General features: G+C 61.4%; 14 protein-coding genes. 3 read left to right on the forward strand and 11 right to left on the reverse strand.

What is annotated here, in order from left to right:
- Window positions 1-79: 79 nt before the first annotated feature.
- From addA to tsaE, 5 genes are all read right to left on the reverse strand, one after another.
- Window positions 80-3,676, reverse strand: coding sequence for a double-strand break repair helicase AddA (addA, locus tag BN1012_RS01240; protein ID WP_052534301.1), 3,597 nt, complete (start codon window positions 3,674-3,676; stop codon window positions 80-82).
- On the reverse strand, window positions 3,649-6,678 hold the full coding sequence (addB, locus tag BN1012_RS01245) for a double-strand break repair protein AddB (protein WP_043948195.1): 3,030 nt from the start codon (window positions 6,676-6,678) through the stop codon (window positions 3,649-3,651). Before addB ends, addA begins: the two co-directional genes overlap by 28 nt.
- A gap of 175 nt (window positions 6,679-6,853) precedes the next feature.
- Window positions 6,854-7,579, reverse strand: coding sequence for a nucleotidyltransferase family protein (locus BN1012_RS01250; RefSeq protein ID WP_043948196.1), 726 nt, complete (start codon window positions 7,577-7,579; stop codon window positions 6,854-6,856).
- Window positions 7,580-7,589: 10 nt separating this feature from the next.
- Window positions 7,590-8,699, reverse strand: coding sequence for an aminoglycoside phosphotransferase family protein (locus BN1012_RS01255; protein ID WP_043948197.1), 1,110 nt, complete (start codon window positions 8,697-8,699; stop codon window positions 7,590-7,592).
- 27 nt (window positions 8,700-8,726) lie between these two features.
- Window positions 8,727-9,233 carry a tRNA (adenosine(37)-N6)-threonylcarbamoyltransferase complex ATPase subunit type 1 TsaE gene (tsaE, locus tag BN1012_RS17735; RefSeq protein WP_043948198.1) on the reverse strand — a complete coding sequence of 169 codons (507 nt, stop codon included), beginning with the start codon at window positions 9,231-9,233 and terminating at the stop codon, window positions 8,727-8,729.
- A 255-nt stretch (window positions 9,234-9,488) separates the two neighbouring features.
- Here tsaE and BN1012_RS01265 point away from each other — a divergent pair, with 255 nt between their 5' ends.
- Entirely contained in the window at window positions 9,489-10,706 is a 1,218-nt protein-coding gene (locus tag BN1012_RS01265) for an NAD(P)/FAD-dependent oxidoreductase (protein WP_043948199.1), read from the forward strand.
- Window positions 10,707-10,965: 259 nt separating this feature from the next.
- Window positions 10,966-11,286, forward strand: a complete 321-nt coding sequence (locus tag BN1012_RS01270) for a 2Fe-2S iron-sulfur cluster-binding protein (protein WP_043948200.1) — start codon at window positions 10,966-10,968, stop codon at window positions 11,284-11,286.
- A 344-nt stretch (window positions 11,287-11,630) separates the two neighbouring features.
- On the opposite strand, the gene BN1012_RS01275 is transcribed toward BN1012_RS01270, so the two are convergent.
- The 4 genes from BN1012_RS01275 to ahcY form a co-directional block, all read right to left on the reverse strand.
- Window positions 11,631-12,137: an SRPBCC family protein gene (locus tag BN1012_RS01275; RefSeq protein ID WP_043948201.1), complete on the reverse strand. Its 507-nt coding sequence runs from the start codon at window positions 12,135-12,137 to the stop codon at window positions 11,631-11,633.
- Window positions 12,134-12,502: an ArsR/SmtB family transcription factor gene (locus tag BN1012_RS01280; RefSeq protein ID WP_043948202.1), complete on the reverse strand. Its 369-nt coding sequence runs from the start codon at window positions 12,500-12,502 to the stop codon at window positions 12,134-12,136. Before BN1012_RS01280 ends, BN1012_RS01275 begins: the two co-directional genes overlap by 4 nt.
- A gap of 1,004 nt (window positions 12,503-13,506) precedes the next feature.
- A complete protein-coding gene (locus tag BN1012_RS01290) occupies window positions 13,507-16,083 on the reverse strand; it encodes a PAS domain-containing sensor histidine kinase (RefSeq protein ID WP_052534303.1) in 2,577 nt (858 codons plus the stop codon).
- A gap of 163 nt (window positions 16,084-16,246) precedes the next feature.
- Window positions 16,247-17,644 carry an adenosylhomocysteinase gene (ahcY, locus tag BN1012_RS01295; RefSeq protein ID WP_043948204.1) on the reverse strand — a complete coding sequence of 466 codons (1,398 nt, stop codon included), beginning with the start codon at window positions 17,642-17,644 and terminating at the stop codon, window positions 16,247-16,249.
- 359 nt (window positions 17,645-18,003) lie between these two features.
- On the opposite strand from ahcY, the gene BN1012_RS16465 reads away from it, so the two are divergent.
- A complete protein-coding gene (locus tag BN1012_RS16465; protein WP_052534304.1) occupies window positions 18,004-20,211 on the forward strand; it encodes a sensor domain-containing diguanylate cyclase in 2,208 nt (735 codons plus the stop codon).
- Window positions 20,212-20,214: 3 nt separating this feature from the next.
- On the opposite strand, the gene BN1012_RS01305 is transcribed toward BN1012_RS16465, so the two are convergent.
- Together BN1012_RS01305 and BN1012_RS01310 are read right to left on the reverse strand one after the other, a co-directional pair.
- Entirely contained in the window at window positions 20,215-20,526 is a 312-nt protein-coding gene (locus tag BN1012_RS01305) for an HPr family phosphocarrier protein (protein WP_043948205.1), read from the reverse strand.
- A 48-nt stretch (window positions 20,527-20,574) separates the two neighbouring features.
- Window positions 20,575-20,979 (reverse strand): PTS sugar transporter subunit IIA, encoded by a 405-nt coding sequence (locus tag BN1012_RS01310; protein WP_043948206.1) that lies wholly within the window; start codon window positions 20,977-20,979, stop codon window positions 20,575-20,577.
- Between the last annotated feature and the right edge of the window lie 50 nt (window positions 20,980-21,029).

The raw sequence follows: 21,029 nt of genomic DNA on the forward strand, positions 1-21,029 counted from the left end.
TCCCGCCAAATTGCTGTTGGTCAGAATGTAGGAATGGCCCCCATGGGGGTCAAGTACAGTCTCGGCAGTGTGATAACGACTAATTCACACTATTTCCACGTTGATCTAGCGCAAAAGCGGGCAGTTCCATCAGTCTGGGACCGTCGGTCCACACCAGTGCGCACGCCACGCTCTTGCCCGGATAGGCGGCTTCCACCAGGGAACGGTAGGCCGCCATCTGATCCAGATAGACGGCTGCCACATCCTCAACGCGCTTGGGCGGCGGGCGGTTGGTCTTGTAGTCCGCAATCAGAATGCGGTCATCGGTCACAACCAGCCGGTCGATCTGACCTGACAGCGGCACGCGCTTGCCGTTCCACGTCACCCGGCCTGCCAGCGACACCTCCGCCCGGCTGTCCGGCCCGAACAGATCTGCAAATTGCGGGTCATCCAGAACAGCCAGCACTTCAGCCGCGATGTCGCGCTGGGTTGCTTCATCAAACTGCCCGGCGGCGGCGCGGGACAGATAGCCCAGCGCCAGTGCTTTGCGATTTTCTTCCGGTTGTTCCGGCAGCTGTTGCAACAAAGTGTGCACCAGTCGCCCCCGCGCAAACCGCTGCACCGGGTTGACGCCGTCAGCCGCCAGGGGAGAGAGAGCGGGCGGATCACTGAACGCACCTGGTTCGCCGGACGCCTCTTCTGCATCGGGCATCATGGAGGGTGCCAGCGGTCCCACCGGTACTTGCTCCATGGGCGCTGACTGCGTGGCCCAGGCGGGAAGGGCAATCGCATCCGCCACATCATGGCTGTGCTTGTCCGCGACGGCCTCCACAATCTGTTCGCTCTCCAGCCGCCAGACAGTGCCGGGGCCATCGGCAAAGTCTTCTTCCAGTTCTTCTGCGTTCGGCTTGAGCGCATCTGCCGCACGCACATACCAGCTTGTGTCATTCATGCCCCGGGAGCCATGGGCGGCGGCGATGTAGAGCCGGTCCATGGCGCGGGTCATGGCCACGTAAAGCAGCCGGCGATATTCTTCGTCCTCGCGGGCGTCGCGCGCAGCCCGTGCGGCCAGCGACAGCTCATCCGCATCGGTCTTACGCGGGCTATAGGTCACCAGCCCGTCGTCGCGGGTGTCCTTGTGCGCAATGAGGGACGCCCGCCCCGGCGTGCCGCCCGCCTGCACTGTGTCGGGCAGGATCACCACGTTGGCTTCCAGACCCTTGGCGCCGTGCACGGTCATGATGCGCACCTGGTTGCCGCCCTGATCAAGGTCACGCTTGATTTCCGTGTCGCCCGCATCCATCCACGCGACAAACCCCTGCAGGGACGGCGTGTTGGAAGCCTCATAGCTGAGCGTCTGATTGAGAAACTCGTCGATGGGGTCATGCACATCCATGCCCACCCGCGCCACGAGCCTGTCCCGTCCGCCGTCAGCCCCCAGCACGCGGGCAAAAAACTCGTGCGGCCGCAGGATCCCCGTGCGTGCGCGAATCTCCGTCAGATAGGCAAGCGCCTCCGGCGCGCCATCCACCATGTCGGCCCGCTCTTCCAGCGCCTTCCACAGGCTGATGGTTTTTTCCTTTGAGGCGCGCGCATGGGCGAGATCAAACAGACCTTCTTCGCTGATGGTGCACAGGGGACTGCGCAACACAGTCGCAAGCGTCAGGTCATCCTCCGGCAGCAAAGCAAAGCGCGCCAGCGCCATGAGATCCATGACCGCGATATGGTCGCCCAGCACCAGCCGGTCGACACCGGCAACGGGAATGTTGGAGGTCTTGAGCTGGCGGATCAGCTCATCCACAAACGGCCCGCGCTTGCGCACAAGAATGAGCACGTCGCCCGGCTCCATGACCCGGTCCCGCTGCGGCAAAAACTCCGTGCCGATCCAGTCCTTGAGCTTGCCGACAATGCGCGTTGCCAGCTTGGCTTCCTTGCTGCGCCCGCTGACCGCATCCAGCGGGTCATCCCACAATTCCTGCTCGTCGACCTCATCCGGCGTGACCGGTGACCAGAGTTCCACAAGGCCTGCGCGTCCTGTCCATACGCTTTCATGGTGGATGGGGTCGTCACCGGCTACGACGCCTGCGCGCATCGGCTCGGGCTCGAACGTCTTGTCGACACTGGACAAGATCTGGTCTGCCGTCCGCCAGGAGACCGTGAGATCAATGTCGTGCCATGTCTGGGTTGCCGCACCCGCCATGGACCGGAACGCCGCCCGGCGGGCAGAAAATTCCTGCGGGTCTGCACCCTGAAACGAGAAGATCGACTGCTTCTCGTCGCCCACGGCAAACAGCGTGCGCACGGAGCCCGGGCCGCGCCCATCCTGATCCGGCGCAAAGTCCCGCGCGCCGTCGCCGGCAAAAAACTCGGTCACCAGAGCGGCGATGACCTTCCATTGCTCCGGACTCGTATCCTGGGCCTCGTCCACCAGAATATGATCAAGGCCCATGTCCAGCTTGTAGAGCACCCACTGGGTGGCCTCGCGGCTGTGCAGCAGGGAGACGGTGCGGGTGATGAGGTCGTCATAGTCCAGCAGGCCCCGACGTGTCTTCTCGGCTTCGTAGGCGTCAAGCACCGCGCAGCCGACCCGCAGGATGGCGCCGGTCAGAACAGCGGTCTGGGCGGCCCTCAGTTTTGCGGTGAGGCTCACCAGTGCCGCCTGCTGGTCTTCCATCCACTGCAGAATGTCCGGGTGAGACGCGGCCAGGTCCTTGGTCATCAGGCTCGCCCGTGGCTCACCTGCCTGGGTCAGGAAAATGCCCGGATAATGTTCTTCAAAGCCTTCCGGTGTCATGTCTGCCAGCAGGGCGGCAAGGGCGGTTGCTTTGGTCGCATCCGTCTTTTTGCCCGACGCAAGTGCAGACTGCGCGGCCCGTATCTGCGCGGGGTCCAGCTCCGCAAGTGCTGCCGCCATTAAGTCATGCGCAGATGCCCCCGGCGGCACGCCTAGGGCATCGGCAACCGCGCGTTCGGCAGCATCGAGCCCCTGCGCGTGCTCGACATACCGCCTGATGCGGTGGCGCATGCCGGTGACTTCGCCCAACAGCATTTCAAATGCCATCTCGTCAGCCTCACCGACGAGTTTGACGACCGCATGGGCAAGAGGTGTCTCCGGCTCGTCGATGCTGGCCTGAAGCACCTCATCGCGCGCCTGGGCTAGAAGCTCCGCAGACTGACGGTCATCGGCAAGCGCAAAATGCGGGCTGACGCCGGCTTCCAGCGGGAAGCGCCCCAGCAGGCTTTCGCAGAAGGCATGGATGGTCTGAATCTTGAGGCCGCCGGGCGTCTCAAGGGCACTGGCGAACAGGCGGCGCGCCTTGGCAATTTCATCTGCTTCAAGATGTTGGCCTTCGAGCTGGAACAGCGCCTCTTCAAGCGCGTCCTCAGCCATGGTGGACCATTGGCCCAGCCGCTCATACAGCTTGGTCTGCATCTGCGCGGCAGCGGCGCGCGTGAAAGTAAGACACAGAATGTGCTCCGGCTTCGTGCCGCTCAGCAGCAGGCGCGCCACACGGCTCGTCAGCGTGTGGGTTTTGCCGGTGCCCGCATTGGCAGACACCCAGACGCTGGCTTTGGGATCAGCGGCATCAAGCTGCTTGTCCGTTGAGAGGCTTTGGAGCTCTGCATTGGCGCCCGAGGGTTCAAACTCAACCTCGACACCGTCGATCTCTAGTCGGTGTCGGTTGCTGTCTGCCATTCTTTCACTCGGGCAAGATGGTCATAGTCGCCATCATAGGTCAGGAACTGCGGCCGGGGCCGCGAGATGTAGGGTGTCTCTTCCTCTTCAAACAGGGTGAGCAGGTCCACCATGTGCCCCATGGCAGCGTCGGCCTCCGTCATCACATCGGCCTTCTTGTCGACAGCACTTACGACCTTGCCGGTCTTGAGTTCCACATAGGCCAGCTCGCTCGTGAGCGCCCTGGGCGGGCCGATGGTCTTGCCACTTTTGTCCGTGTGGAACGCGCCGTCTCTGGCCATGGCGGCCTCAAGCGGCAGCTGCACGGAGAACCCGGCGGCGGTCTGCTTGGCGGTTGGCGCTGTACCGGTCTTGTAATCAAGAATGGCCAGCGACCCGTCGCTCAGCAGATCAATCCGGTCGGCAATGCCGCTCAGGGTAAACGCGCGCGTTGGAAGGGTGACTGTGTGCTCACCCTTCAGCTCGACAAATGTCTGCTTGATGCCGGTCCGCCTTGCCGCTTCCCAGGTGAGGAACCACTCCGCAACCTCCAAAAAGCGCGGATACCAGATGGCCTGCACGGCGGGCCGGGCATCCGTCTTGTCAAATTCCTCCCGCGCAATGGCGACCAACTCACCATAGGCATTGTCCGGCATCGGTTTTTTCGCGGTGGGTGGATGCTCCAGCGAAAACCGTTCGAGGATCTTGTGGATGATGTCGCCCCGGTCGCGGGCGCCAGCATCCGCATCCAGATCATCCAGCACACTGAGCCCCAGCACATGGCTGGCATAGATGGCATAAGGGTCGCGGAACAGATCATTGATGCGGGTGACGGACAGGCGGGCAGGCCGTGCTTCCACCGGCGGTGTGGGCGCCGGGCGATCAATCTGCCGGGCCTCGCGCACGGGCCGGTCCAGCGCCCGCGCCATGGCGAGCCACGGGCCGGATGGAATGCAGCGCTTTTGCTTTTTGCTGTCGTCGCCGGGCACCGGTAGGCCACCGACCAGATTTTCAAGCCGCAGCCACCAGCGCGACGGCACCGTGGGCTGACCATCCGAACGCTCCGCCCGGGTGAGGATCACGTCGCTCGTACCAAGCCCCTGCGCCACGTCATGGGCCGCAAGACCGATCAGGCGCTCAGGGGCCTCGAGGCCAAGCTGCGCGCGCATGGGGCGGTTGATCCACGCGCCTGTTTCAGCGCGCTGCGGCCACACGCCTTCATTGAGCCCACCCAGCACCAGCCGGTCCGCATGTTGCAGGCGGGCTTCAAGGGGGCCGAGAATTTGCAACCGCGCATGGGAGCGCCGCACGGGCCGCACCATGCGGCCGGTCATGAGTGCGCCAAGAATGGCCGGATAGTCCGCAGGCGAGATGCTGCCCAGCAGACTGGCCTGCGCCATCACATCCGCCATGAAGGCAGAGGCGGCCTCGCCCGATGCACCGGACCACAAGCGGTGTGCACCTGTTTCCTCATGAGTTGCCGCGAGCGCTTCTGCGGCAGTCAGATGCGCTTCCATGAGCGCGGCAGCATCAACCTCGCGCGCATCCATCACCTCAAGGGGCGCGCCAATGAAGGACGTGAGTGCCTGATGCAGCCGCCGCACCCGCGCGTGTTCATTTTCATTGAGCGGGCCATATGTGCGGGTGGCGGCTTCCTCAACGGCGTCCGCCATGCCGTCAAGACCCGGCGCAGGACGCGGCCCGCGCAGGACCTGCTTGTCCAGCAGGTCCACCAATCCATGGAAGACGCCTTCTTCCTCACCGCCGCGCGCGAGGGGATGGCGCAGGGCCGTCAGCATCTCGATGGGGGCCAATTGCTCGGTCAGCATCTCCGCGACCTGCAACAGGAAACCGCCTGCACGCGTATGAGCCAGCGGCTGGCCGCCACTGTCATCCACGATGATGCCCCATCGCGCCAGATCACTGGCAACCCGGCGGGCGAGATTTCGGTCAGGTGTCACAAGGGCCGCGGTCTTGCCCGGTGTCTCCAGTGCTTCACGCAAAGCAAGGGCGATCGACAGGGATTCAAGCTGCGGGTTGTCCGCACTCACCATGGTGAGACCGGTGAGGGCGTCGTCGATGATCGGCGACAGGTTGATGTCGGCGTCTTTCCACTGGTCGGTGGTTTCCGCAGGCCGCTGGGCTTCACTCACGAGCCGCGTTCGCGCTTCAGCGTTGTTTGACGATGTGCCGTAAGACCAGACTTTGACAGCGTTGCGCTCCATGCCGATGCGCGACAGCAGGAGTTTGAGGCCAAATTGCGGGTGTGCGGGTTCACACGCCGCCCAGGCCGCCTCGTCCATCTGCTGGTCGAGGCCGGGCAGCACAACGGTTCCCTCGTCAAGACCGGCAATGGTCTTGAGCATGTCAGCCGTGGCCTTGAGGGAACCGGTGGACCCCGCAGCGACGATGGCACCCGGCGGCGTGTCCTGCCAGCGCTTGCACGTGGCCTTGATGAGGTCGGCCCGGCGGCGCGCCGGGTCCATCAGGCCAAGCGTTGCGAGCATTTGCGGCCAGATGTCGGTAATCACCTCCAGGAATGTCAGGGTCTCTTTCCAGTGGTCCGCAAACTCACGATGCACCACGTTCTGCAATCGGCTCAGCGGCACATCCTGCGCGGCGAACGTATCCATCAGGGCCGCCAGTTCACCGGCCAAGGCAATGGCCTGTGCCTGACTCATGGTGGTGAGGCCGGTTGCCTCGGCGTGACGCTCAATGATCTGTGCCAGCACGAGCGTGCGGTGCATGGGCTCAATGGCAGGCGGCAGGGTCAGCGGCGCGTCGCCTGCGTCAGTGCTGCCAAAGCCAAGGTCCTCGTCCACGTCCCCCAGCGGGCGAATGTCCGGCAGCAGCAAAGCGTCGGTTTCGCTTTGCTCCAGCAGGGCTTCCACAAGGGCGCGGGCAGCACGGCGGGTGGGCACCAGAACAGTGGTTGTGGCCAGCGCATCCCCACGCGCCAGCAACCCCGCCGCAAGGGCAGGCAGGAACGGGACGTGCGGGGGAATGGTGAAGACCTGGCCCATGCCACAAGTCTAGCGTGAGTCGGACGCGAAGAGTCGGTGCTGAGAGACTTCTGCCCGTTTCAATTTCATGCCGTCGCCCCGGACTTGATCCGGGGCCTACTCGCGGAGGCTTCACTCCGCAGCAGCTGAGAGTGGACCCCGGGTCAAGCCCGGGGATACGGAAGGGGAGAGGGCCCTAGAGGTCCCTGAGGAACTCTTCGGCCTCTTCCAGAGCACCCGGCGTTCCCACATGCATCCACACGCCGTCGTGGCGCATGCCATAGGCCCGTTTGTCTTCAATCAGGCCGCGCCAGACCTTGGTGGTGGAAAACGCGTCTTCCTCGATGTCCGCAAAAAGCTGCGGCTTGATGATCTGCACCCCCGTATACATGAACGGTGCAACCGATGCCGGCTCGCGCCACTCGATACGACCGGCCGCATCCATGGTGAAATCACCGCGCGCCACATCGCCGACGATGTTGGCCGTGACTGCCACAACCAGCAGCGCGTCCATCTCGTCGGGGTCAAACCGCTCAAGCAGGCGCGGCAGGGTCTTGCCCATGCCCTCCACCCAGATGGAATCGCAATTGTGGGTGATGATGGGCTTGTCACCCAGCAACGGCAGCGCCTTCTTGATGCCACCGCCGGTTTCCAGAATGGCCTCGGTCTCGTCCGAAATGATGATGCTGTCATCATTGCGCGCCTCGAGATGCGCCCGCATCTGGTCAGCGAACGCATGAATATTGACGATGATGCGCTTGATGCCCGCATCCTTGAGCCGGTCGATGGCGTGATCCACCATCGGCTTGCCGGCCACTTCGATCAGCGCCTTGGGTTTGTCATTGGTGAGCGGGCGCATGCGGGTGCCGTGCCCGGCGGCCATCACCATTGCTGTATCGATCACGGTGTTTGGTGCTGTCATCGGGCCGCGCTCATGTTGTGACACTGTCCGGATCAATCGGTACACAGATTTTTTCAAGCGGCAAATGCGCCTCAAACCAGGCTGCCACAGGCGCAAGCGCTGGATGCGCCAGATCGCGGGCGAGATAGTCCGCCAGCCGCGGGATGTGCTTCAGGTAACCCGGCTTGCCGTCGCGCAGCAGCAGGCGCGCAAAAATGCCGATGATCTTTGTGTTCCGCTGCGCGCCCATGATGGCATAGGCCGCGCGGAAGGCATCCGCGTCAAAGCCTGCGTTCTGTGCGGTGCGCGCAGCCTCGTAGCGCGCCAGAAGCCGCGCTTCGATGTCCGCAGGCACCGTGCGGCGGGCGTCCTGCAGCAGGGACGCCACGTCATAGGCGGCCGGACCAATCACCGCGTCCTGAAAATCAATGATGCCGATGCGCTGGAGGCCGGACTGGTCGTCGAGCACCAGCAGATTGGGCGAATGATAATCGCGCAGCAGCAGGACGTCGGCGGCGGTACGGGCCTTGGGCAGCACCTGCGTCCACGCGGCGTGGAAATCTGCCTGCGCTGTAGCGTCAAGGTCTTCACCAAAGGCCAACCGCGCATACCAGGACGGGAGCAGCTCTGCTTCCGTCATCAAGGCGGTGTCGTCATAGGGCGGCACAATGTGGGGTGGACCATCATCACCGCAGCCAAGGGATGTCGGCGCGGGCAGCGCGTGCAGGGCGGCCAGAACATCTGTTGCACCGCCATACAGCGCCTCTTCGCTGTCGCCTGCATCAATGCGCGCGGCGAAGACACCGTCGCCGAGATCTTCAAGCAGCAAGAATCCTTGCGTCAGGTCCTGCGCAAAAATTTCAGGCGCACTGAACTCGTGCTGCGTCAGGTGCCGCGCAATGGCCGCGAAGGGCCGCATGTTTTCGGCCAGATGCACGATGGCGCTGTAGCTCTTGCCGTCCTTGACCGGCGGGCCGTCTGGCCCGGGAGGCGCATCCATGAGAATGGCGCTTTGGCCACCCTTGGTCAGGCGCTCATACAGCCGCGTCGAGGCGTCACCGGCAACCGGTGTCGCGCTGGCGTCATCCCAGCCCGCCTGTGCGAGAAATGCATCGCGCGCCTGCCTGCGATCAGCAGTCATCAGTCCATGATCCTCATTGCGTGATGCTCATTGCGTAATTCTGGCAAGCTTGGGTCCCCATGTGCCGTAACCGACGGCGCTGAGTTTGCGTTTTTCAATCGCCGGGTCTTCGCCCTTATCCTCAAGGGTGAGGGTCAGGTTGAGGCGTCCCTTGACGCGGCCCGGCGCGAAGGCGCGGCCAAGGCGCTCGGGCCATTCCACCACCAGTGCGCCATAGTCCAGTGCGTCTTCAAGGCCCAGCTCTTCAATCTCGCTGTCATCCTCGATGCGATAGAGGTCCACATGGGCGACCATCAAATAGGGCGTGTCATATTGCTGGATCAGCGTGAACGTCGGGCTGGGGATTTCGCCTTCCACGCCCAGTTCGCGGATCAGCGCCCGCGCCAGCGTGGATTTGCCCGCGCCCAGATCACCTTCAAGGGCAATCACGTCGCCGGGCTCCAGATAGGACGCCAGCCGCACGCCGAACGCCTGGGTTGCAGCTTCGTCTGCAAGGTCCAGCTCGGCGTGTTGAAGATCGGCGACAGCAGGCATGGAGGGGTCCGGAAAATCGTGTGTAGCAGTAAAAACCTGTTCTTCGCGCTTGTAACCGGGGCCAGTGTGGCGCTCAACCCTTAAGACAGGCCTCACGCCGCCAGCGACCATCCGCCGACTTGGCCCGTTTTGCGGTTTCGTGCTACCCGCTCATGCAAAGCTAGGGGCAACAAGCCACCCTTTGCCGATATTAGGCCGGGCCAAATTTCAGGCTGGGCCGATATCGCGCAGGGACGACGAACAGGGACAAGTACAATGAGCGACAGTGTAGTCATCATCGGAGCCGGCCATGCCGCCGGTCAGGCCGTGGCCAGCCTTCGGCAGGAAGGCTTTGAGGGCACCATTGTGGTGGTCGGCGAAGAAAGCGTCGTCCCCTATCAGCGCCCGCCACTGTCAAAAAAATTCCTCGCCGGCGAAATTGGCCTCGATCGTGTGCTGTTCAAGCCGGTGGATTTCTACGCCAAGGCAGAAGCGGAAATGATCCTCGACACCAAGGTCGAGAAGATTGATACCGCCGCCAAGAAGGTCATTCTCGAAGAAGGCCGCGAACTGGCATACGGCAAGCTGATCCTCACCACCGGTGGCCGCGTGCGCAAGCTCAACTGCCCCGGCGCCGACCTGCCTGGCGTCAATTACCTGCGCTCGATTGCCGACGTGGAAGCCATTCAGGCGCACTTCAAACCCGGCGCAAAGCTGGTGATTGTCGGCGGTGGCTATATCGGCCTTGAGGTGGCGGCGGTGGCCGTCAAGCGCGACATCGACGTGACTGTGCTGGAAATGGCACCGACTGTTCTGGGCCGTGTCACCTGCAAGGAAGTGGCGACTTTCTTTGAGCGCGTGCATGGCGAGGAAGGCGTCAAGATCCTCACCAACACGGCGTTGGAAAGCATTGAAGGCGACAGCCACGTCACCGGCGTCAAGACCGGCGACGGTGACATCATCCCCGCCGACTTCGTGATTGCCGGTATCGGCATTCTGCCCAACATGGAACTCGCGCAGGACGCTGGGATCGACTGCGGCAACGGCATTGTCGTGGACGATCTGTGCCGCACCTCCGTGCCGGATGTGTATGCGGCGGGCGACTGCACCTTCCACCCCAACCCGATCTACAAGACATCGCTGCGGCTTGAATCCGTGCACAACGCGCTGGAACAGGCCAAGACGGCAGCAGCCCATATCTGCGGCAAGGACAAGCCCTACGGCCAGGTGCCGTGGTTCTGGTCCGATCAGTACGACCTCAAGCTGCAGATCGCCGGCCTGAGCCAGGGATTTGACGAGGTCGTCATCCGTGGTGACATCACCGGACGCTCCTTTGCGGCGTTTTATCTCAAGGAAGGGCAGATGATCGCCGTCGATGCGGTCAACCGCGCGCCGGAGTTCATGATGTCCAAAATGCTGCTTCAGAAGGGCACAAACGTGCCCGCCGAGCGTTTGGCGGACGAATCCATCGAGATGAAGGATATTGCCAAATAGGGGCCGAATGGGGCCTCTTACACAGGGGTAGGTCAGGGCGCTTGACGTACCGCCAGCAAGGCTTTAATTCCAAAGGCATAAAAAGTGACGGGTGCGTCATCTTTACGGAGTGCGGACGAGATTTGTCTGTCCGCGCTACCGGTTTTGGTCATGGGCTTGCGTCCCCCAAAACCACCCCGTAAGACACCACCCGACGAAACCAAATGTGCGGGCCCAGCTGTATGGACGACCCGCGGTTTAGAACGATGCGAGAGGGAACATGGCGAAGATTACCTATGTCGAGCATGACGGAACTGAACATGTTGTGGATGTGGCCGATGGCCTGTCCGTCATGGAAGGCGCAGTCAATAACATGATCCCCGGCATTGATGCCGATTGTGGCGGCGCCTGCGCCTGCGCAACGTGCCATGTCTATGTGGACGAAAAATTCGCTGACAAGATCGAGCCGAAGGAAGACATGGAACAGACCATGCTCGACTTCGCACCGGACGTGCGTGAAACCTCACGCCTCTCCTGCCAGATCAAGGTCTCAGACGCGATCGACGGCATGGTCGTCAAGATGCCCGAAAGCCAGCACTAAAGATTTTTGTGCGGGAAACATCTTCCGCGCTCACAAACAAGAACAGCGCCCCCGGGTAAATCCGGCGGGCGCTGTTTTGTATTTGGAGCAAAACTCCAATCCGCATCCCCGGACTTGATCCGGGGCCTACTCGCAAACGATCAACTGCACAGCGGTCGAGAGTGGACCCCGGATCAAGTCCGGGTATGCGGAAGGGCGCGGGACTCGTGCGTCGCTTCTGGATTGTCCGGTTAAACCGGACAATGGCGTTGGGGATGTGTGTGAAGCATTGCACCCAAAGACACGCCACCCCACGGCTTGACCGGGGGGTCTAACGCCGGGCGCCGATGCGCAGATAATTCGCGCTACCCCTGCAACTCCTTGAGGAGTTCTGCGAGCAGCTCCATGCCGCTGCCCCAGCCTGAATCGAGGCCGGCGATGGCGCCTTCGAAGCAGGTGAGTTCTGCGTCGGTGGCCTCATGCGGTGCCCAGGTAAGGCGCATTTTCGTTTTGCCGTTCTCTTCCTCAAACGTGACGGTGGTGAGCAGCACGCGCGGCCAGTCGGGCATCATCGGGTTCGCGGCGATGTTCCACTCGGCGTCGGTGTTGGACATCAGCATCACCAGTTTTTCCGGTGGCGAGACTTCCGTGTATTTTGAAATCTGATAGCCCGAGCCCTGGCTCATGCGCATCTCGTTGCGCCACACGCCACCGACGCGCACATCCAGCTCGTGAATGATGGTTTCCACATTGGGGCCGTACCAGCGCGCCAGCAGCTTGGGGTCGGTCCATGTCTTCCACACCATCTCGCGCGGCGCGTCGAACTCGCGGTCGAGAATGTAAGTCGGCAACTCTTTGTTTTGCTCGCTCATTTTGTTTGTCCTTCTTGTGCGGCGTTTTTCATATCGTCGAGCAGGTCATCAAGCTGGTCAAAGCTTGCCGACCAGAAATGTCTGAACTCTTCCAGCCACGTCACGGCGGCGGCCATGGGCTGCGCCTTGAGGCGGGCGGGGCGGCGTTGCGCATCCACGTCCCGCTCCACCAGGCCGGCGCGCTCCAGCACCTTGAGATGCTTTGAAACGGCGGGCTGGCTCATGTCGAAGGGGGTGGCCAGATCGTTGACCGAGGCCTCTCCGGTGGCAAGGCGCGACAGGATGGCTCTGCGTGTCGGGTCCGCCAGCGCCGAGAAGATGGCGTCAAGATTTGGTGGCGGTGCGCCAGGGCTGATCTGTTCCATAACCATATGGTTATATAAAAAGATGCGCTGGTCAAGTCACCGCCCGCCGGCTCGTCAATCGCTTCTGGATTGTCCGGTTAAACCGGACTATGGCGCTGGTGAAGTGTGGGGCGGTCCGTTCTCTCAAAACGCCATCCCACGGCTTGACCGGGGGATCCATGGCATCAGCCGTGACGTTGGTCGCCCTGGATTCCGCGATCAAGTCGCGGAATGACAAATTGTGTTTTCGGCGGGGGCATGGAGCGTCTGAAAAGAAAATGCAAAAGCTCTATCCCCGGTCTCTCCGGGTGGCGGATAATGCAGGCATCTCCCGCCACAAGGGCACCCGGGCCGTCCGGGCTTGGGCGGGGGAGCGAATGCCTGGAAGCAGGAAGGTATGGGTCGCGCGGCCTGAGCCATTTCTGTGCGGCAGCAGCGAGTAACGGGCGCTGCGGCTATAGAGGCGGTGACGGTTCGGCCCGGCGCATGGAGTAAGATCGCCCCGGTGGACGTGCGTGCATGGCAAGGCGCGAGGACTAGCCCAGGCTTTGAATGCATGTGTGACCGGTAGCAGGGCTGCGGCGGAGCAAAGCGGGTAACACCCGTACCGCCGGTTCTATTGGCACCGAAGCATGTTCGCGTGCGGAGCGTCTGAGGACTGCCCCTTGTTGTTTGATCGCATGAGCCTATCGCAGGCCTCAGGCGCTCCCACTCCCTTTTTCAGGGAGAGACGAAATGGATACCCGCAGCGAGGATTCGCGTGCGGACGCTTGCGGCTGCCTGGATTTATGCGGCGGAAAGTTTCATGGACCCTCCGGTCAAGCCGGAGGGAGGGCGAGATCTGGCTTTGTGATCCTTTAGCCCTCCCGCTTGACCGGACGGGTGGGATCTATCCTAGGAGCGCACAGTTCCGTGTCCCCGGACTTGATCCGGGGCCTACTCGCAAACGATCAACTGCGCAGTAATCGAGAGTGGACCCCGGATCAAGTCCGGGGATACGGATGGAATTGTTGGAAGATGAGAGTCTACGACGCGGCTGCTGTGCCCGTCTCTTCGGCTTCCGGTGCTGGTGCACTCAGGGGCTTGGCGTCTGTCGGCAGGTGACAGGTCACTCGCGTACCTTCGCGCGGCGCGCTTTCAAGGGATACCCAGCCACCATGCAGCTCGACAAAGCTGCGCACGAGCGTCAGGCCAAGACCAGCACCGCGACGCTTTTCTGAGCTGCCACGGGCTTCAAACCGGTCAAACACGGTGGCCTGATGTTCAGGCTTGATGCCGTCGCCCGTGTCGCGCACCCACAGGCGTATCTCGCCTGCGTCACGTTCACCGCCCAGGGTGATCGTGTCGCCGGGATTTGTGAAGGAGATGGCGTTGGACAGGAGGTTGAACATGATCTGTTTCAGGCGCCGTGAGTCCGCCTGAATGCTGCCGAGATTTTGGGGATGTTCGATTTCCAGCACCCGCTTGCCCTGCTTGGCGCGCGGGCTGGCCATATCAAACACCTGGGTCATCACCTGATCCAGATTGACCGGGTCGACATCCAGCGTCATCGCGCCCGCCTCAATGGTGGCGAGGTCGATGATGTCATTCACGAGATCAAGCAGCTCGCTGGCGGATTTGAGAACGCCGCCTGCATATTCGCTCTGCTTTTCGTTGAGGGGGCCAAAAAGCTCCGTGTTCAGAATTTCACCAAAGCCGATGATGTTGGTGAGCGGTGTACGCAATTGATACGACACATGGCTGATGAATTCAGACTTGAGCCGGTCCGCGGTTTCAAGCGCATCATTGCGATCCCGCAGCGCGCGTTCAATGCGCGACGCATCGGTCACGTCCACATAGGTCAGCAGCGTGTTGCCGTCAGGCAGCGGCACGGCGGCATAATCGATGACCGAGCCATCAGGGCGCGACAGACGGCCGGTCTTGTTGCCGCGTTCGTCGCTCACCGCCGTGATGCGGCCTTTGATCTCGGCCCACTCGTCCGTGTTGCTGTAGAGCCCCTGACACCAGTCGATGATCTGATCGATGTGCGGTTCGCCGGAAAGCTGCTGCGGCTCCAGCTGCCAGATGCGCTGGTAAGCCGGATTGTGCAGTTTGAGCCGGCCATCAGAGCCAAACACCGCAACGCCCTCATAGAGCTTGTTGAGGGTTTCCATCTGCACGTGCTGCGCCGTGGTGAGGCTGGACTCAAGTTTGAGCTGATCGGTGACGTTTTCGTAGAGATACAAAAGCCCGCCAAACGGGTGCGGCTGACTGATGACACGCAGGGTGCGCCCGTCCGGCAGGTGCCACAGCTCGTCCGTTGGTTCGTTGCTTGTGTAAAGCGCCAGGCGCTGTTGTTTCCACGCGCGGAAATCCGTTTGCTCGGGCAGGCGGCGTGCCTCGCGCAGCATTTCCAGTACTTCGCTCTCGCTGGGCTCGGTATCCAGAAAACTCTCTTCAAGGCCCCACAGGGTCTGGAAGGCGCGGTTGTAAAAGCGCAGGCGGCGATCCGGGCCAAAGATGGCAACCGGGCTGGCCAGCCGGTTGAGCGTGTCGCGGTGGGCTTCAAGGTGACGCTGCAGATCCCCTTCGGCTTCCGACAGGGCGGAGATATCGAGGGCAAAGCCCGCGCTGCCGCCATCGCCCAGGGGAAGCTCGATGATGTCGAGCACTTGTCGTTCCCCATGCACCACGGCATTGGCGCGGTCCCGAAACTCGCTCTGTGCGGCAATCGCAGTGGTCGCGGATTTGAGAATGTCCGCGCCCAGAAGTTCGCGGCCTTCATCAATGGCCGTGTCCGCGTCCTTGGCCTCAACGGCTTTGGCGTAGGCGCCATTGACCCAGATGAGGGCCCCGTCCGCCGAGCGCCGCCATGCGGGGAAGGGCGCTGCGTCCGTTACCTGGCTCAGCAGCGTGCGTTCGCGGTCCGCCTTGCGGGCGGTTTCAACAAGGCGGGATTCTTCCTCGCGCTCGCCGGTGATGTCGCGCATCCACAGGACGGCCTGCGCGCCCGCGGGGCGGCCTTCGGCTTCATAGGTGCGCCCGTCGCGCATCTGCAGGCTGAGCGAGAACCGTGCCCCGCGTTCGCGCAGACGCGACACGCCGTTGCGCAGGGCTTCGGCGTCTTCCGGCTCAAGCCGCGACAGCACGAAATCAAAATCAACAGCGCCCGACGACGGATCTGCCAGACCGGCCGTGGAACCAACAACGCGTGGACGGCCCCAGTTGCGCGAGCCCGTGGGTGTCACCATGCGTTCCGGTGACCAGATGAAAACCGCATCGGGCTCGGCAGACAAAATGCTCTCCGCACTGTCGAGCTTTGTCTCAAGTTCGGTCATGCGTTCAGCGCGGGCGGTGAGGTCGCGGCGGTTGCGTTTGAACGCCCGGCCCGCAGCCCACAGGGCACCAATGGCAATGACGACGGCACCCCCAGCGACCGACGCCAGCAACGTCTCGATGGAGGCTGCTTCAAGCCCGTCAGCAAAGCCCTGCTGGGCGTGCAGTGTGGTGGGTGCTGTCAGGGCGCAGGCCAGAACGCAGGTATGGGCTGCCGCGCCTGTAAAGGGGCGGTTGTGCGCAAGTCCGCGTGGCGTTCTGCCGGCGTCTGTTGGTGAAGTGCGCATGGGCCCTGACATTGATTCGTCTTGTTCCTGCCTAGAAAACCCGCATACGCGGCGCCATGCAACCATTCCAAGCATTCAGGCCTTGAAAAGCGGGCAACAAAAAACGGGGTGTCCCGAAAAGGACACCCCGTTTGAAGTTTGTTGGTCGTGTAAGCCGGATCGCTTAGTAGCGGTAATGTTCCGGCTTGAAGGGACCCTGCTGCGGCACGCCGATGTAGTCGGCCTGCATGTCAGAGAGTTCCGTCAGCTGCACACCAAGCTTTTCAAGGTGCAGACGGGCAACCTTTTCATCGAGGTGCTTGGGCAGCACATAGACCTTGTTGTCGTACTCGTCACCCTTGGTGAAGAGTTCGATCTGCGCCAGCACCTGGTTGGTGAAGGACGCAGACATCACGAAGGACGGGTGACCCGTTGCGTTGCCGAGGTTAAGCAGGCGGCCCTGCGACAGCAGGATCATCCGCTTGCCGTCGGGGAACTCGATCATGTCAACCTGTGGCTTCACTTCGGTCCACTTATGGTTCTTGAGCTCAGCAACCTGAATCTCGTTATCGAAGTGACCGATATTGCCAACGATCGCCATGTCCTTGAGGGCGCGCATGTGATCGATGGTGACCACATCCTTGTTGCCCGTCGTGGTGATGACGATGTCAGCCGTTGGTGCCGCATCTTCAAGTGTCACGACTTCAAAGCCGTCCATGGCAGCCTGCAACGCGCAGATCGGGTCAACTTCTGTGACCTTCACGCGGGCGCCGGCACCCTGCAGGGACGCCGCAGAGCCTTTGCCCACATCGCCATAGCCGCACACGACGGCGGTCTTGCCGGCCATCATCACGTCCGTGCCGCGACGAATGCCGTCCACCAGCGATTCCTTACAGCCATACTTGTTGTCGAACTTCGACTTGGTGACCGAGTCGTTCACGTTGATGGCCGGGAACGGCAGGTGACCCTTTTCCATCAGCTGATAGAGGCGGTTCACACCGGTGGTTGTTTCTTCAGAAACACCCTGAATGGCATGGCGCTGCTTCACGAAGAAGCCCGGCGTTGCCGCCATGCGCTTCTTGATCTGCGCGAAGAGATATTCTTCTTCTTCAGATGTCGGGTTGGAGAGGATGTCCTCACCTTCCTCAGCACGGGCACCCAGCAGGATGTACATGGTGGCGTCGCCGCCATCGTCGAGGATCATGTTGGTGGGCTCACCGTCGGGCCACTGGAAGATGGCGTCGGTGTAAGTCCAGTATTCTTCGAGGCTCTCACCCTTGACCGCAAAAACCGGCGTGCCGGATTTGGCAATGGCCGCAGCCGCGTGGTCCTGGGTCGAGAAGATGTTGCAAGATGCCCAGCGCACTTTTGCGCCCAGGGCTTCCAGCGTGCGGATCAGAACCGCGGTCTGGATGGTCATGTGCAGCGAACCGGTGATACGCGCGCCTGTCAGCGGCTTGCTGTCACCAAATTCTTCAACGCAGGACATAAGGCCCGGCATTTCCGTTTCTGCAATTTCAATTTCCTTGTAGCCGAAATCCGCAAGGGAGATATCGGCAACGACGTAATCCTGCTCGCTCATAAGCGCTCACTCCGTAGAAATGGGCACCTTATGGGGACGCCCGCACACAAAACCCCCGGGCGAGGGCCCAGGGCAGTTAGCGGGGTTCTATCAGTCTGCGCCGATGACAACAAGGGGGATATAAAGACATGTTTATATCTATGGGTTGGAAAGTGGGTTTTGCGTGCCGGATCCGCGAAAAACCGCTGTTTCAACCAATCACACCCAAATAATTCGCGGTCGAACCTGTCTTAACTGGGAATTATCCCCTTGCGGGTAATTTTACTTGTTTCCCGCACGTGCTGCCGGGACATTTTGAAGGAAAATTGGTGCGTAAGCCCGGGTCACTTGTCGGAATTATTCAGCGTCATTTTGTGAGGATGTCGGCGCTGGCAGTCCTGCTTTGCTGTGGCCTGATCTTCATCGGCTATGTGCTTGCCGACACCAAGGAAGAGTGGTCCGCTGCTGTTGAACTGCGTGATCCAAGGCCGCTCGCGGTCAGTCGTCTGCGTCATCAGCTTGGCTATGGCGGGCTCGTCCATCACTACCTCAATTCCATTCTGCGGCCTGAGAATGCCCTCGCAGAAACTACCACCTTTGATCTGGGCGCGGTGCGGGGCGCCATGCTCGACTTTCAGTCACTGGACGTCAGCCCGCTTGAACGCACCGCCCTCACGATCATCAACGATGAACTCGACCAGGTGCATGTCGCTCTTGAGCAAATGAAGAACGGCGAGTTTGCCGACCTGTCGCCGTCCGATGCGTATGCGAGTTTCGACGTGGATCTGGATCGTATGGCCAACGCGGTCAGCACACTCGCTACAGTGACCTTTGGCGAATTTGGTGAGACCCCGCCGCACCATCAGTTGCTGTCAGAATTTGAAGCCGCAATAGGGCTGGATGGCATTGTCCACCACCTCAAGGTGTTCCTGCTAACTGCAGATCCGAAACGTGCCGAGCGCACCTATGACGCGACGGCCCGCGCACAGGCGTTGCTTGAGCAGCTCAAGCTCCGCGCCGCGTCAAATGCAGAACGCGAAGCCGTGCGCGTCATCAACCAGACTGTGTTGCAATACATAGCCGGCATTGATCTGGCGGTTGAGATGATGAGCCAGGGCAGGACGCCGCAGGAAATTGACGCTGCCATTCGTGTCGACGACATGCCAGCGATTAGTGGCTACGCCACGCTCGTGAGTTTTGAAATGGCGCGCATGGAACGCGGAACAGAGGCGGTAGGTCGCGGCATTCTGATTGCACAGATCACCGCGCTGCTGATATTCGCCCTTTTTGTCGTGCCCTTTGTGTTGCTGTTTGTCCGCATCACGCTGGGCCTCATTCAGGTGGTGCCGCAATGGGCTGAGGCTCTGACGACGGTGGCCGATGGGCTGGCGAAGGAGCAGTTTGAAAAGAACCAGGATTACTCTGGCCTGCCGGCGGAACTGGCGGCGCTTGAAGAGCCCTTTGCGGCCATCAGGCGCACCTTGTGGTTCCGCAAGGAACAAGCGCTTGAGGGCGAGGCTCAGGTCGATACCATGGCTGCTGAGAACGAGCAGATGGCAACCAAGATCGCCGCCGTGAATGATGATTTGCGTATGGCCACACGGCGCGCTGAGAAAGCGGCAAAGGAAGCCGCCAAGGCCAGTGAAGACGTGAACATGATGGGCGGCGTTATCGAGGCAATGTCACACGGCGTGCTCGCCACCCGCGGCTTCGACGGTATTCTGTTCTGGAACCTGCGCTTGAGTGAACTACTCGGCATTCCGTCTGGCTGGTTTTCCCGCGATCGTTCTCTCCACGAATTGCTGCTGTATCTCGCCACCCGTGGTGACTTCGGCTCCGGCGACCCCACGGAAACCGTCCAGAATGTCATCAGTTTCATGGGCGAAAAACTGACCGAAGGCGTCTTGCGTCATGACCTGTCCATCAAGGGCAATGACGAGTGCGTTCTGGCTTTGGAAATCGTACGTCGTGGCGACGGGACCATCGTATTCTCCGCCACCGACATTACAGCCCGGCACGAACTGGCCGTTGCCATGGAACAGCAGGCCATCTCAGACCCGCTGACAGGATTGGCCAATCGCACCGCGCTGAACGACTTCACGTCATCGATGCTGAAGCACGCAAAGCGCTCCGGTGAGAAGGCGGCGATCCTCGCTCTGGATCTCGATGGGTTCAAACCCATCAACGATCACTATGGCCACGGTGCGGGCGACGAAGTGCTTGTTGAACTGGCCGATCGTCTGCGCGAGGAGGTTCGCGAAACAGATTTCGTCGCGCGCACAGGTGGCGACGAGTTCATTCTGGTGCTGTTGCATCTCGATGATGGGATGGGAGCAGCACGCTTTGCCAATCGTCTGCTGCGCGCGATCGAAGTACCTGTTCGCCTGTCATCTGGTGAAGATGTCAGCGTGTCCGGCAGCATCGGCATCTCTGTCTTCCCGGACCACACGGAAGACCTGACATTGCTGTATCGCAAAGCCGACGAAGCGCTCTACGGCGCGAAAGCCGCTGGACGCAACTGCGTCATGACATATGACGAGATCGCTGCTGAGGCAGAAGAACCGGCCGACGTCGCCAAGAGCGCCTAAGCGTCATTCTTCGCCAAAATTATCTGTCACCAGTTTGCTGAGTGCTTCCATGGCAGCTTCTGCCTGAGGGCCCGAGGCCTGCACCTTGATGCCGCAGCCTTTCGAGGCGGCCAGCATCATCAATCCCATGATGGATGTGCCGGCAACCGTCTGCCCGTCGCGGGATACGCGGATGTCCGCATCAAAGGATTCTGCCAGATTCACAAATCGCGCCGATGCGCGGGCATGGAGCCCACGGGCATTGGTGATTGTGAGGTCACGGGACAAGTCGTCCCCCTGGGGCGTGTCGCCCTGCTTATCTTCCGGCGCACTCATTGCCCGTGTTTCATCCCTGACCGCCCGACTATCGAGGCAGTCTTATTGTTATTTGTCGTTCGCCAGAAGTTCGCTGGCGATGTTGATGTATTTCCGGCCGGATTCCTGCGCCATGGCCGCGGCTTCGGCAAGGGGGGTATCCACTCTCACGCTCGCAAGCTTGATCAGCATTGGCAGGTTGATGCCCGCAAGCACTTCCACGTTAGCCTGCTCCATGACGGAGATTGCGAGGTTCGATGGCGTGCCGCCGAACATGTCCGTCAGCAGAATGACGCCATCGCCGGTTTCCACAGCGCTGACGGCGGAGATGATCTCCTTGCGGCGCTCCTCCATGTCGTCATCCGCTCCAATGCAGATGGCGCGGGTATTCGATTGGGGACCCACCACATGCTCCATAGCGGCAGCAAACTCTGTGGCCAGATGTCCGTGGGTAACAAGTACAAGACCGATCATGTGTCTTTAGTGATCCGTATACGGTGGAATTGAAGCCGTGCCTTGATCCC

Origin of the sequence: Candidatus Phaeomarinobacter ectocarpi, assembly GCF_000689395.1 — a bacterium.
GTDB lineage: Bacteria > Pseudomonadota > Alphaproteobacteria > CGMCC-115125 > CGMCC-115125 > Pyruvatibacter > Pyruvatibacter ectocarpi.

Excerpts from the sequence above, each read along its gene's own strand:
- BN1012_RS01275 (WP_043948201.1), bottom strand. The coding sequence starts at position 12,137 with ATGAGCGAGCAAAACAAAGAGTTGCCGACTTACATTCTCGACCGCGAG.
- BN1012_RS01250 (WP_043948196.1), bottom strand. The coding sequence starts at position 7,579 with ATGACAGCACCAAACACCGTGATCGATACAGCAATGGTGATGGCCGCC.
- addA (WP_052534301.1), bottom strand. The coding sequence starts at position 3,676 with ATGGCAGACAGCAACCGACACCGACTAGAGATCGACGGTGTCGAGGTT.
- BN1012_RS01310 (WP_043948206.1), bottom strand. The coding sequence starts at position 20,979 with ATGATCGGTCTTGTACTTGTTACCCACGGACATCTGGCCACAGAGTTT.
- tsaE (WP_043948198.1), bottom strand. The coding sequence starts at position 9,233 with ATGCCTGCTGTCGCCGATCTTCAACACGCCGAGCTGGACCTTGCAGAC.
- BN1012_RS01290 (WP_052534303.1), bottom strand. The coding sequence starts at position 16,083 with ATGCGCACTTCACCAACAGACGCCGGCAGAACGCCACGCGGACTTGCG.
- BN1012_RS01280 (WP_043948202.1), bottom strand. The coding sequence starts at position 12,502 with ATGGAACAGATCAGCCCTGGCGCACCGCCACCAAATCTTGACGCCATC.
- ahcY (WP_043948204.1), bottom strand. The coding sequence starts at position 17,644 with ATGAGCGAGCAGGATTACGTCGTTGCCGATATCTCCCTTGCGGATTTC.
- BN1012_RS01270 (WP_043948200.1), top strand. The coding sequence starts at position 10,966 with ATGGCGAAGATTACCTATGTCGAGCATGACGGAACTGAACATGTTGTG.
- BN1012_RS01305 (WP_043948205.1), bottom strand. The coding sequence starts at position 20,526 with ATGAGTGCGCCGGAAGATAAGCAGGGCGACACGCCCCAGGGGGACGAC.
- BN1012_RS01265 (WP_043948199.1), top strand. The coding sequence starts at position 9,489 with ATGAGCGACAGTGTAGTCATCATCGGAGCCGGCCATGCCGCCGGTCAG.
- BN1012_RS16465 (WP_052534304.1), top strand. The coding sequence starts at position 18,004 with ATGTCGGCGCTGGCAGTCCTGCTTTGCTGTGGCCTGATCTTCATCGGC.
- BN1012_RS01255 (WP_043948197.1), bottom strand. The coding sequence starts at position 8,699 with ATGACTGCTGATCGCAGGCAGGCGCGCGATGCATTTCTCGCACAGGCG.
- addB (WP_043948195.1), bottom strand. The coding sequence starts at position 6,678 with ATGGGCCAGGTCTTCACCATTCCCCCGCACGTCCCGTTCCTGCCTGCC.